This is a genomic window from Cronobacter muytjensii ATCC 51329, assembly GCF_001277195.1.
Taxonomy (GTDB): Bacteria; Pseudomonadota; Gammaproteobacteria; order Enterobacterales; family Enterobacteriaceae; genus Cronobacter; species Cronobacter muytjensii.
The window spans coordinates 3,748,353-3,760,181 of the sequence record NZ_CP012268.1 but is presented as its reverse complement, the minus strand read 5'-3'; the positions used below and the strand labels follow the sequence as shown (position 1 = coordinate 3,760,181).

Annotated in this window: 5 protein-coding genes and 4 tRNA genes; 5 read left to right on the top strand and 4 right to left on the bottom strand. The window is 59.6% G+C overall.

All coding sequences use genetic code 11. From position 1 onward, the window contains the following. The first annotated feature begins 98 nt into the window (after positions 1–98). The 5 genes from AFK63_RS17295 (at position 99) to AFK63_RS17275 (ending at position 6,711) form a co-directional block, all read left to right on the top strand. Positions 99–175 (top strand) — tRNA-Arg (locus tag AFK63_RS17295). A 55-nt stretch (positions 176–230) separates the two neighbouring features. Next, positions 231–306 (top strand) — tRNA-His (locus AFK63_RS17290). Between the two features lie 22 nt (positions 307–328). After that, a tRNA-Leu gene (locus AFK63_RS17285) sits at positions 329–414 on the top strand. A gap of 36 nt (positions 415–450) precedes the next feature. Then, a tRNA-Pro gene (locus AFK63_RS17280) sits at positions 451–527 on the top strand. 652 nt (positions 528–1,179) lie between these two features. Further along, positions 1,180–6,711: an Ig-like domain-containing protein gene (locus AFK63_RS17275; protein WP_038865828.1), complete on the top strand. Its 5,532-nt coding sequence runs from the start codon at positions 1,180–1,182 to the stop codon at positions 6,709–6,711. Positions 6,712–7,545: 834 nt separating this feature from the next. Here the strand turns inward: AFK63_RS17275 and hemY are convergent. From hemY to hemC, 4 genes are read right to left on the bottom strand one after another with little or no spacing between them, the layout of a single operon-like run. Further along, entirely contained in the window at positions 7,546–8,742 is a 1,197-nt protein-coding gene (gene hemY / locus AFK63_RS17270) for a protoheme IX biogenesis protein HemY (RefSeq protein ID WP_038865825.1), read from the bottom strand. Next, on the bottom strand, positions 8,742–9,938 hold the full coding sequence (gene hemX / locus AFK63_RS17265) for a uroporphyrinogen-III C-methyltransferase (RefSeq protein ID WP_038865823.1): 1,197 nt from the start codon (positions 9,936–9,938) through the stop codon (positions 8,742–8,744). The genes hemY and hemX overlap by 1 nt, the downstream gene beginning before the upstream one ends. Continuing rightward, positions 9,935–10,699, bottom strand: a complete 765-nt coding sequence (hemD, locus tag AFK63_RS17260) for a uroporphyrinogen-III synthase (protein WP_038865821.1) — start codon at positions 10,697–10,699, stop codon at positions 9,935–9,937. Before hemD ends, hemX begins: the two co-directional genes overlap by 4 nt. Next, positions 10,696–11,637, bottom strand: coding sequence for a hydroxymethylbilane synthase (gene hemC, locus AFK63_RS17255; RefSeq protein WP_038865819.1), 942 nt, complete (start codon positions 11,635–11,637; stop codon positions 10,696–10,698). The genes hemD and hemC overlap by 4 nt, the downstream gene beginning before the upstream one ends. Positions 11,638–11,829: the final 192 nt, after the last annotated feature.

Sequence of the window (11,829 nt, the reverse complement as noted above, 5' to 3'; positions counted from 1 at the left end):
CAGAGTGCGCAAAGCATAACCAAACGCGCATTTTCTTCAAAAAAGCACTAGACAGCAGGGCGCGAAGTCCGTAGTATCCCCACCCGCAACGGCGCTACGCGCCCGTAGCTCAGCTGGATAGAGCGCTGCCCTCCGGAGGCAGAGGTCTCAGGTTCGAATCCTGTCGGGCGCGCCATTTAACCCGGCGCTTGAGCTGCGGTGGTTTTAATACCGCGTGAAAGAATACAGTGGTGGCTATAGCTCAGTTGGTAGAGCCCTGGATTGTGATTCCAGTTGTCGTGGGTTCGAGTCCCATTAGCCACCCCATTATTTAAGAGTTTGTGGCGATGCGAAGGTGGCGGAATTGGTAGACGCGCTAGCTTCAGGTGTTAGTGTCCTTCGGACGTGGGGGTTCAAGTCCCCCCCCTCGCACCACTACTTGATTGAACAAAAAAGTCAAAAAGCAGTATCCGGCGAGTAGCGCAGCTTGGTAGCGCAACTGGTTTGGGACCAGTGGGTCGGAGGTTCGAATCCTCTCTCGCCGACCACTTTTGAACCTCGCTTCGGCGAGGTTTTTTGTTTTCTGTCGTTTGCCGTTTCGCTTCCCGGATTTATTTTTCCTCACTGCGTTTGTTTTTTTCATCTTGCCCGGGCGTAGTAATGCTTTTCTCCTGCCTCTCTTTTCTCACCAGACAATGTAATCACGATCACAAAATCCGTTTAGCATTATTAATCTCTTGCTTTGCTAAGTAATAGCGTTGCCGTTGCGTTAAAACGCCTTTTTTTTATATTAAAATGATGCGCTTTATAAGAAACGACTTCTCTGTGCGGTTAAATTTTTCATTAAAGAAAAATTTATTATTTATGATGGCATATCAATTTTAGTGCTGCGTTTTTTAGATAACTCTCGCTAATGTTCAATAAATATCAACCCATTGATTTTTAGGGAAATTAAAGAAAACCATCATCAACTTCATGCCTGAAATATATTCTCCAGTTGATTTGATCTTTTGCCAGCACCCATTACAACTATTACATATCCATAGATAACGCTGTCGGGATTGAATGCCTGGGCACCTCCACGCGTTGCTGTCACTCCTGTTTATGTGCGCTATTTCTGCGCGTAACTCAATTTTCCTCTTCCCGTAGTGTGTGGAACCGTTCTGTTAAGACATGGGTGACAATAATAAGCGAGGGGTTATGGCAACGATTCTGAATGGGAGCGCGACAGCGCAGGCGGTGACAATTCAAACGGTGGCGCGACACGGTGGCGAAATCATTACCACCGTGCAGGCGCAGGGTACCCGGACATTATTGCTTTCCGAGCCTTCCGTGGTGCGTGTGCAGGCGTCACCTGATGCGGTGCTGCGCTATGAACGCCAGGGCGAAGACTTAATTTTGCATATGCAGGATGGCAGCACGGTTATCTGCAAAAACTATTTTCTGGAGCAGGACGGCTATCACAGCGAATTATTGTTTGATGACGGCAAAAATCCGCCCGTTCATGCCGTTTTTTCTTCCAGCGACACCCTTGCCGCCAGCGCGCCGGGGCTGACGCCGGAATATCAAGCGGTTGAGAGTATTGAGCCGCTCCTGATTAGCGACAGTAATACGATGACGGTACTCGGCTCCATTCTGGGCGCGGCAGCGCTGGGCGGCGTGATCGCCGCGGCGGGAGCCGGTGGCGGTGGCGGCGGTGATGAAGATGATGGCGACGATGGGGGTGGAAACAGCGGCAGCAACGGCACCATTACGCTTGATACGCTTTCCGGCGACGGCATGCTGAATGCCGAAGAGGCGCAAAACGCGCTGTTGATAAGCGGCCAGACGGTCAACGTCGCGCCCGGCACCACGGTGACGGTAACTCTTAACGGCAAAACCTATACCGCCACAGTAAGCGCGGACCACAGCTGGTCTTTGACCATTCCAGCCGCTGATGTGCAAAACTTTCCGGACGGCCCGCTGCAAGTCCGCGTGACCGCCACCGACACCGCCGGGCGTGAAATCAGCGCCGGGTCGACGTTAGACGTAGCGGCGCAATTCCTCCCGGAGCCGCAGATAGCCCCGGTGTTTGGTGACGACATGCTGGTGCTGAGCGAAAGCCAGGGCAACCAGACGATTAACGGCACCACGGGCATCACCGGCGAGGGCCAGAGCGCGGTAGTGATGATTAACGGCGTCTCCTATCCGGTGGAGGTCGACAGCCAGGGCAACTGGAGCCTGACGCTGAACCCTGCGCAGCTCAGCGCGCTCCCGCAGGGCGAGCTGCCGATTACCGTTATCGTCACCGACGCGGCGGGCAATACCGGCAGCAATACGCTGATCGCGACGGTGGATACCCTCCCGCCGCCGGTCACCGTCGCGCCGCTGACGGGCGATAACCTGGTCAATGCCATCGAAAGTCAGCTGCCCCTGACCATTAACGGCACGTCGGAACCCGGCGCGCAAATTACGGTGAGCTATAACGACACGCAGTACACCACCACGACGGATGAAAATGGGGCGTGGAGCGTGCAGATCCCGGCGGACGCCCTGAGCGGCATGGCGAACGGCAACTATCCGCTCACCGTCACCGCGAAAGACGCCGCTGGAAATACAGGCACGACCAGTGAAACCGTGACGATGGCGCTTACGCCGCCCACGCCTACGCTGGATACCCCCTTCGGCGATGACGAACTCAACGATAACGACACCAACGTCACGCAACTGCTGACAGGTAAAACCGGCGCGTTCGGCAGCGCGCAGGGTGTGGTTATCAACATTGGCGGGCTGGATGTCATCAGCAACGCGCAGCCGGTGCGGGGCAGCGACGGAAAATGGTCGCTGAATATCGATCCGGTAGCAGGCGGCAATAACTATCTGGCGACAGTAGATGAGAACGGCAACTGGCAGCTGGCGCTGCCGCCCGATGTTCTCAGACAGTTTGCTGATGGCGAACTCACTATCACTGTGGTGGCCGTAGACGGCGCAGGCAATATCGGCGCCGCGCCGCAACAGACGTTCGAAGTAGATACTACACCGCCTGTGCTGACCATCTCGCCGGTAACCGGCGATGACCTTATCACGGCGCTGGAAAGCGGCGCGGACGTTGTGATCAGCGGGAGCAGTAGTGGCCTTGAGAGCGGGCAGAGCGTCGATGTGCTGATAAACGGCATAACATATGTTACCGCTGCCGGGCCCGATGGTAGCTGGAGCGTGACGATCCCCGCAGCGCAGGTGCAGGCGCTGCCGCAGGGCGACATCCCCATCTCTGTGATTGCCAGCGATACGGCAGGCAACCGCGGCAACGCGGCCAGCACCGTCACGGTGGATACGGAAGTGACGCTAACGGTTAATCCTGTTGCAACTGACGATATTATCAACTCGCTGGAGATTGCAGGCGACGTGCCGGTCAGCGGCACCGCCTCGCCGGAGGATGTCGGCCGGACGGTCACCGTCACGCTAAACGGTCAGGATTACATCACTACGGTGCAGCCGGACGGCAGCTGGACGCTTAATTTGCCCGCCGCCGATCTCCAGGCGCTTGCCGACGGCACACAACCGCTCGCGGTTTCGCTGAGCGACGCGGCAGGTAACAGCGTCACGGTTAATCATCCGGTAATCATTGACGCTGCCGCCGCAACGCTCCCTGTGCTGATCCTCGATCCTATCTCCGGTAATGGCTATATCAGCGCGTTTGAGCATACTCAGCCGCTGCTGCTAAGCGGCACCAGCACTAATGTCGAGGCGGGCCAGACGGTGACGCTGACGCTTAACGGCAAAACCTATACCGCGACAATCGGAAGCGATGGCACCTGGAGTGTGGAAGTGCCTGCCGCCGATGTGCTGGCGCTGACGGACCAGACATGGACGGTGGACGGCAACGTGACGGACACCAGCGGCAACCCCGCCGCCGCGAACGGCGATGTCACGGTTGTTGCGCAGAACCTGCCCATTATCTCGGTCGATCCGATCGCTGGCGATAACGTCATTAATGCTGTTGAGCAGGGCGTGGGCCTGACGGTCACTGGCACCACGTTAGGGATTCAGGCCGGCCAGACCGTGGAAATGCTATTTAACGGCAAACTCTACAGTGCGCTGGTGGGCAGCGACGGCACCTGGAGCATTCCCGTACCGGCGCAGGCGATGCAGGAACTGCCGGACGGGCCATTGATTGTCGCCGTGGGCGCCGAAGATATTGCCGGCAATCAGGCAACGGCGCAGCAAAACGTCACGGTGGATACCGTCGTGACGCTGACGGTGGATACGGTCGCCATTGACGACATTATTAGCGATTCCGAATCTCAGGCTGACGTGCCGGTCACCGGCACCGCCTCGCCAGCCGATGCCGGACGCACGGTGACCGTGACGGTCACGCCTGGCGGCAAAGACTACAGCGCCACGGTGCAGCCCGACGGCACCTGGCGCGTTGACCTCCCTGCGGGCGATGTGCAGGCGCTGGCGGATGGCGAACTTATCCTCACCGCCTCGCTTACCGATGCCGCAGGTAACGCTGTCAGCGTCGATCATACCGTTACGCTCGATACTACCGCGCCGGTAGTCACGATTAACCCGATTGCTGTAGACGATCTCGTCAGCGAGGCGGAAGCGGGCGCGCTGGTGACGCTCAGCGGCACGGCGGAGGCCAACAGTAGCGTCGTGATTACCATCGGTTCGCTGACGTTTAACGCCACGGCCAACGCAAGCGGCGTCTGGACGACTGACGTATCGCTGGCGACGCTCGCGGACGGCGGCTACACCGCGAATGTGGTGGCGACTGACGCGGCGGGCAACAGTGGCGCGGCGAACCGGCCTTTTGAGATGCTCACCACGCCGCCTGCGCCGACGGTTGAAGCGTTACCGTTCGGCAACGCTTTTCTCTCACAGGCTGAGTCGCAAACCGACCAGATAGTGACGGGCACGGTGGGCACGGCGAACCCGGTGAGCGTAGAAGTGGAAATTAACGGCGTGACGTATCCCGCTACCTTCGACGCCAGCGGCAACTGGCAGATAACCGTTCCGGCGGCGGATTTGCAGGCGATGCCCGCCGACGGCTCGCAAATCCCGATAGTGGTGATGGTCACTGACACCGCAGGCAATACCGGCAGCGGCGATAACAGCTTCAGTGCCGATTTCGTGCCGCCTGCGCTCACCGTCAATGACGTTACCGGCGACAATTTTATAAACCCGACCGAAGCGGCAGGCGTTATCACCGTTTCCGGCACTTCCGATCCAGGCAGCATTATCACTTTCACGCTGAACGGTGTGAATTATGGCCCGACCACCACGGCGGGCAACGGCAACTGGAGCATCGCTATTCCCGCGGGCCAGCTTTCGTCGCTGGGCGATGATGTCTACGACATGGTGGTGACCGCGCAGGACGACGCGGGCAACACGCTTACAGAAACGGTGCCGCTCACTATCGACTTCACCGCGCCGGTGGTCACTATCGACGAGCCGCTGGCGGTGGATGGGTACATCAGCCAGGCGGAGGCGCAAAGCGGCGTGACCATCACCGGCACCGGCGAGGCGAATCTGTCGCTGACGTTGACACTTAACGGCGCGAACTATAACACCACGGTACAGCCCAACGGCACCTGGAGCGTGCTGGTGCCCGCAAGCGCCCTGGGCGCAACGCCTAATGGCGATTACACAGTGAGCGCGACCCAGGCCGACGCTGCCGGCAACAGCGGCGGCGGCAGCGCGCCGGTGACGGTGCTGCGCACGCTGCCTGCGCCAACCATCGCGCTGGCCTACGGCGACGGCTTTCTGAACGAGGCGGAATCGCTCACCGCGCAAACCCTTACCGGCACGACCGGCCTGAACGCTGGCGATCTGGTCGCGTCCGCGACGGTTACTGTCGGCGGGGTTGCTTATACGCCCACGATTAACAGCGACGGCACCTGGAGCGTAACGCTGACGCCCGAGCAGCTTCAGGCGTTGTCGCAGGGATCGGTGCCCATTCGGGTGGATATCACTGATGTGGCCGGCAATGCGGGCACCCGCCAGACGTTTTCAACTATTGATACCCAGACGCCGACCATTAACGTGGCGCCTGTGACGGGCGACGACATCATCGATCAGACCGAAATCGCCAGCGGTGAGCTGACGATGGGCGGCGATTCAGAACCTGGCGCGCAAATTACGATTATTTTCGGCAGCGAGACGCTCACCACCACGGCGCTCGGCGACGGTAGCTGGAGCGTGGCGCTAACGCCCGCGGCGCTGTCACAGCCTGCTGGCAGCTACACGCTGGATGTGACGGCGCGCGATGACGCCGGAAATACGATCACAACCCAGCATGTCGTGCAGTTGCAGAACGCTGACGCGCTGGCAAGCCCGGCTGTCGCGTCGCTAAGCGCCCTAAACCTCAACGATGCGATAGCCGCCGGAGTACAGGAACCGGCGCAGGATGCGGATAATGCGTTGCCGCAAACGCTCACTCTGGCGCAGCTTGGGTTCACAGACAGCACGATCAACGCGCTTAATGCTGACGCGAACGGCGAGGCCAGTCTGCGCTCCGACAGCCTCATAACGTTTACCGATGACGTGCAGTATCCGCAGCGTATCCCTGCTGAGGAGAAGGAGGGCCAGACGACGCTTCTTAATATGCCGGAGAGCCTCTGGGAGATAAGCGGCGAGCGGGTTACCGGCGATCGTCTGTTTGATGTTTATCACAACGGCGCGTCTGGCGCGGATAACACCCTGGGCGACTTGCTCATTCAGGAAAATATTTCCGGCAGATTACCCTAGCGCGTGGGTGACGGGTTCTGGCGACAAGCTGAATTACGCGTGTCGCTGGCAGGAGACACATAAATATTTAATATAAAGGAATAAAATAGCTATGCGGAAAACCCTGTCGCTATTTGATGACACTTACTGGCTGCGCCTGCCAGGGAAAACGCAGTTTGGCCGCGGTCACAGTAGCGATGAAACAGCAAGTTAGCGATGACAGACAAACGCTGCATACCTGGCACGATTAATGCTACAATACCGGTGTAGATGCTCATTCCATCTCTTATGTTCGCTTCGGCTTCATAAACCCAGGAATGACGCAGAGCCGTTTACGGTGCTTATCGTCCACAGACAGATGTCGCTTCGGTCTCATCAAACACCATGGACATAACGTTGAGTGAAGCACCACATTTGTTGTCAAACAGACCTGTTTTGATACCTGCCCTCGGGCAGGTATTTTTTTCTGTGGGTCATCTTTCGCGCCGTGGCAGCCCTGGCTGCGCGCGCTCACCCCGGTCGCTTACTGATGTAAGCTCCCGGGAACTCTCTTGCTGGCCGCCTTGCCACACCCCGAAATCTGACTAAAGGCGGAAGGGGCTTACGCGCCGTGGCGGCCCTGGCAGCGCGCGCTCACCCCAGTCACTTACTCATGCAAGCTCCTGGGGATTCTCTTGCTGGCCGCCTTGCCACACCCCGAAATCTGACTACAGGCGGAAGGGGCGTTCGCGCCGTGGCTGTCCTGGCTGCGCGCGCTCACCCCAGTCACTTACTGATGTAAGCTCCTGAAATTTGCTCGCAAGCCAACGTTATTCACCAGCAGACATAAAAAACCCCTCCGGAGAGGGGTGGGTATTATTGCGGAGTGTTTTGCTGTAGCGTCAGCAGCAGGCCGTCGCGGCGCATGGTCGCGGCCTCTTCAGGCTGGTGAAGTCGGTCAAGGACGTCGGCAAGCCAGGCGTAGTCGAACGCGTCCGGGCGCTGCTTAAGGGCGGCGCGAAACGCGAGGCTCGCCTCTTTCCATTCGCCGTGCGACATCAGCAACTGGCCTAACGTGCTCCAGAGCAGCGGGCGGTCGCCGTAGGTTTTGATCTGCTGGCGCAGCGCTTTTTCCAGCTGTTCCGGATTGCCGGCTTTCAGGCGCGGCATCAGTAACACCAGACGGTCATCATACTGGCGCTTCAGGCCATCGAGGATAATCTCCTGCGCGGTCTGATGATCGTCGCATTCGATAAGATGCTCCGCCATCGCCACCTGCAACGCCGGCTGGTGACGGGTTTTACGGCTCTGGTTACGCCACCAGGCTTTCAGCCCTTCGCTGCCCTGATCGGCGCGCGCCTGATCCATCAACCCGATCCAGGCCTGGCGTGTCAGCGCGTCGCGATGTTCGTCGTCGCCCACGCCCGCTTTCTGCATCGAGGGAATAATATCCAGCAGCGAACTCCAGGCGCCGGTGCGAATATACGCCTGCTCCGCCAGACGCAGCACTTCAGGGTGGCGCGGCGTGACTTCCAGCAGGCGGTCCACGCCATGACGGGCCGCGTGATTTTCATTGCGCGCCAGTTGCAGTCGCACGCGGGTGATCTCAACCGGGATCTGATCGTTATCCGCCAGTTCCGCCGCGCGTTCAAGGTGCTGATTCGCACGCGCTTCGTCGCCGCGCTGCTGGGCGGCTTCGGCGGCCAGCAGATAGTTCACTACCGGCTGTTCGGCATGATCGGCGTTTTTCGACATCAGTTTTTCAACCTGCTGATAGTCGCCTTCGGCAAGCTTCAGCAGCGCCAGTTTGGTCTGCTTGCGCGCCCGGCTGCGTTTGCGGCCCGCGAACCAGCCGCGCGTACGCGCGCCGGTGCGGAACAGACGACGCAACAGCCATTCAAGCGCGAACAGCACCACCAGCGAGAGGATCAGAATGATCGCAAGGCCGGTGACGCTGGTTTCAATATTCCAGGTTTCCGTCTGGATCAGCACGTAACCCTGATGTCCGGCCACCATCGGGCCGACCACGATCCCGGCTATCAACAGCAGGAACAGTAACAAGACTTTCAGCATTACTGTTCTCCCTGCGTCGGTGCCGCGTCTGTCGGTGCTTGCGTCTGCGGGTCATCCACTTGCGGCGCCGTAGCATCGCCCGGCACTGACGGTTGCGCCATCAGGTTACGCACGCGCGTTTGCATGAGCTTTTCCAGAATCGCCTGGCTTTGCAGCGTTTCCGGCACGTCCATGGTGATGGACTGCTGGGTCAGACCGTCGATGGATTCCAGAAACGCTTTGGTGCCCGCGTCGTTAGTGTCGTAGTACGCGCGCACCCAGGTGGAGACGTTATCGAGCGACTGCTTGTAAATTTCATCCTGATGGCGCGGCACGGCTTGTGCGGCCACCAGCAGACGCGAGCGAATGTTTTCGCGCAGATAGATATCCTGATTCGGTGCCAGCAGCGGCACGGCAGTGTCGTCGCGGCGGCGGATGGTGATAAAGCTGTCCATAAAGTTATGCCAGCTCTTCACCAGATTCTGACGCCACTCGCTAAGCGAGCTGGAGAGTTCGCTGCCATCGCTGTCCATCGGCGCGTCGTCGCTGTCGTTATCCGCAAGGCGCAGATTGTCGACCTGGTTAGAGAGTTGATTGAGTTTAAGAATAATGCCGTCGTAATCCACCTGTGTGACGCTCGCCAGCGCGGCGATATCGTCAGTCAACGCGCGACGCGCGGTGATAAGGCTCGGATCGTTCATGTCGGCGAGGCTCGCGTCAGCGCTTTTCAGTAGCGCGGCGGCGGTGGTAGCGTCCTGATCGCTCCAGAGCTTACGCCCGGCGAGCTTCACCAGAAAATCGGCCTGGGCGAGCTGCCAGGTTTTGGCATCGCTGCCGGAGATAGTAGCGACTTTCTTCTGCACCTCGTCCAGCTCGCGCGCCATCGTCTCCTGCTGGCGGTTCGCCGCTGCAAGCGCGTCCGCCTGCGCTTTGATGGTTTTCTCCAGCGCGGCTTTCTGCGCCTGCTGCTCGTTTTGCAACGAGGTTAACTGGGTGGCGAGGGTATCGCTGTTGGCGTTTTGGTTGTCGGCCTGTTTCTTGCCCCAGGTCCACAGGCCCGCGCCTGTCGCCAGCGCAATGGCGATGGCCACAGCGCTGAGCGCGAGCGCGGTTTTGCCGGTGCGGTCTTTTTTCGCGGTCGGTTCCGGCTGTGGCGTTGTCTCCACAACCTGCGGGGTTTCTTCAACCGTAGCAGGGGTGTGTTGTTGTTCCGTCATTGTGGCTTCCCGTGTAAGAGTGATTGCAACGCGCGCAGCAGCGCGTCGTTATCGGCATTATCAGCGACCAGAATATTCTGCCAGCCCAGTTCCCGGGCGAGAGTCGCCAGACGCTCGCTGACGACCACCAGCCGACAGCGCAGCAACCAGTTCGCGCGATACCACGGCGGCATCAGGTCATGCAGCTGACGCAGCATTTCGCCGCTGGTTACCACCAGCGTCGTGATGCCGCGGGTGTGCCAGCGATGCGCTTCCTGCGTGCCGTCGTAAATCTTCGCGCTACGTTGATAGCATTCGCAAAACGTGACCGCCGCGCCGCGCTCCGTTAAGGTTTCCCCTAACAGTTCACGACCGCCGTTGCCCCGCAGAATCAGTGCGCGCTTACCGGCAACGTTTTGTAATTCAGGTAATTGTAGCAAGACTTCGCTGATTTCCCGATCGCGCGGGTAGTGGATGTGCCATCCGCTGACCTGATGCAGCGCCAGCGCCGTGGTACGCCCGATAGCAAACGCTTCCACCGCGCGCGGCCAGCGACGCCCCAGACGCTGCAAATGCGCATTCGCAAAACTGACGGCGTGCTGAGAGAGAGCGAACAGAAGATCGTCCGGCGCGAGCGTATCGAGTAACGCGGGCAGCTGCGGGAGTTCCTGACCAGGGCAGAATTCAATCAGCGGAAAACTCCAGGCCTCCTGCCCCAGTGCGCGCAGACGGCTCACTAATTCCTCCCCGGCGGGAGAGGGGCGGGTGACCAGAATCGTCATGCGGGGCCGTCCCCCTGGTAGACCTCGGCGAGGATCTCGCGCGCGCCGTGGTTTAATAGCTCTTCGGCGAGCGAAATGCCGAGCGCCCGCGCCTCCTGCGGCGTCCCGCGACGTTCGCCGCGTACGATGCGCGAACCGTCCGGCGCGCCAACCAGCGCGCGTAGCCACAGCTCGCCGTCGTTGAGTTCCGCATAGCTGCCGATAGGCACCTGACAACCGCCTTCGAGCCGCGTATTCATGGCGCGTTCTGCGCGCACGCGCACGGCGGTTTCTTCATGGTTGAGCGGCGCGAGCAGATCGCGGGTGCGCGTATCGTCAAGGCGGCATTCGATGCCGACAGCGCCCTGGCCTACGGCGGGCAGCGACTCTTCCGGCGCGAGCGGGCTGGTGATACGCGCGTCGAGTTGCAGACGCTTAAGCCCCGCGACCGCCAGGATAATGGCGTCATACTCGCCGTTGTCGAGTTTGCTCAGGCGCGTACCGACGTTGCCGCGTAGCGAGCGGATGATCAGATCCGGGCGGCGAGCGGCTATCTGGCACTGACGGCGCAGGCTGGAGGTGCCGACGATGCTGCCGGCGGGCATGTCATCGAGGCGCTGAAAGCGATTCGACACAAAGGCGTCGCGCGGATCTTCGCGCTCGCAAATGGTGACCAGGCCCAGCCCTTCCGGGAATTCGACCGGTACGTCTTTCATGGAGTGCACCGCGATATCGGCGCGGCCATCCAGCATGGCAAGCTCCAGTTCTTTCACAAACAGGCCCTTGCCGCCCACTTTCGCCAGCGGCGTATCGAGGATCACGTCGCCACGCGTCACCATAGGCACCAGTTCAACCGTCAGCCCCGGATGGCAGGCTTCCAGCCGTTGCTTAACATATTGTGCCTGCCAGAGCGCCAGCGGACTTTGCCGGGTGGCAATTCTTAATACATTGTCTAACATGCTTGATACCGTAAATGTCGTCTGCTAATCATCCTACCACTGTTAGCGGAAGGCTGTCAGGTCAAACGGCGGCGAGACGCGGCGCGCAGGCGCAACAGAGAAAGGCGTTAAGGGCAGGGGAACGGTGCTATAATTATCTGTAGCGCATCTTTCTTTACGGTCAATCTACAAGGTGTTAGATTGATCACGTTT

Bases quoted from the DNA above. Each gene is read 5' to 3' on its own strand.
- AFK63_RS17275 (WP_038865828.1), top strand. From the start codon at position 1,180: ATGGCAACGATTCTGAATGGGAGCGCGACAGCGCAGGCGGTGACAATT.
- hemY (WP_038865825.1), bottom strand. From the start codon at position 8,742: ATGCTGAAAGTCTTGTTACTGTTCCTGCTGTTGATAGCCGGGATCGTG.
- hemX (WP_038865823.1), bottom strand. From the start codon at position 9,938: ATGACGGAACAACAACACACCCCTGCTACGGTTGAAGAAACCCCGCAG.
- hemD (WP_038865821.1), bottom strand. From the start codon at position 10,699: ATGACGATTCTGGTCACCCGCCCCTCTCCCGCCGGGGAGGAATTAGTG.
- hemC (WP_038865819.1), bottom strand. From the start codon at position 11,637: ATGTTAGACAATGTATTAAGAATTGCCACCCGGCAAAGTCCGCTGGCG.